This is a genomic window from Escherichia sp. TW14182 (assembly GCF_000208525.1).
Classification (GTDB): domain Bacteria; phylum Pseudomonadota; class Gammaproteobacteria; order Enterobacterales; family Enterobacteriaceae; genus Escherichia; species Escherichia ruysiae.
Window position 1 is genome coordinate 1 of the sequence record NZ_AEJZ01000514.1, and the last position, 794, is coordinate 794.

General features: G+C 51.4%; 2 protein-coding genes. Both read right to left on the reverse strand.

What is annotated here, in order from left to right:
• Positions 1-341 (reverse strand): SIS domain-containing protein (locus EQY_RS0123795; protein ID WP_000020001.1); only part of this gene is annotated, 341 nt, incomplete at its 3' end.
• Between the two features lie 13 nt (positions 342-354).
• Positions 355-794: calcium:cation antiporter family protein (locus EQY_RS0123800; RefSeq protein ID WP_000507881.1), on the reverse strand; the 440-nt coding region annotated here is incomplete at its 5' end.

Consider the following 794-nt stretch of genomic DNA (forward strand, 5'->3'; position numbering starts at 1 on the left):
GCATTGATTTCGCTGGATTCACCAGAGTTAGAGATAGCTATTACCACATCCTGCGGGGTGACCATGCCTAAATCGCCATGCGCGGCTTCGCCAGGATGGACGAAAAATGACGGAGTACCGGTGCTGGCAAAGGTCGCGGCCATTTTGCGTCCAATGTGTCCCGATTTGCCCATCCCCATAACCACGACTTTACCTTTACACCAAAACATCTTTTCGCAAGCGAGCGCGAAATTCTGATTGATGTATTGATCAAGCTCCGCCAGGCATTCACGTTCAATCGCCAGGACTTCTTTACCTGCTTGCTGAAAGTCAAAACCCGGTTGCAACTCTACGTGCGACATAATGCGTTTCCAGTTATTCAACGAGTATTGGCGATAACCAGTACAACATCGCCAGCCATACGATAAATCCGCCTGTTAATAATACCCCTACGCCACGGCCCGGTTGCGGGGAGCGTCGCCAGCACAGCAACGCAAAAATAATGCTTACCAACAACATCACGCTGTAGTCACGGCTGTACGCCAGTGGGTTAATCTCCCCTGGCGTAATCAGCGCCGGCAGACCCAGCACGATGACGATATTAAAAATATTCGCGCCAATGATATTACCGACGGCGATGTCGTTTTCACCTTTGCGAACACCGGCTATCGCGGTTGCCAGTTCCGGCAGACTCGTGCCGATAGCGATTGCCGTCAGACCAATAGTCAATTCGCTGATGGCAAAGTAATTCGCCAGAACGGTGGCGTTATCAATCACCATCCGCGTTGCCACTGGCATGATGATCAGCGCAATGC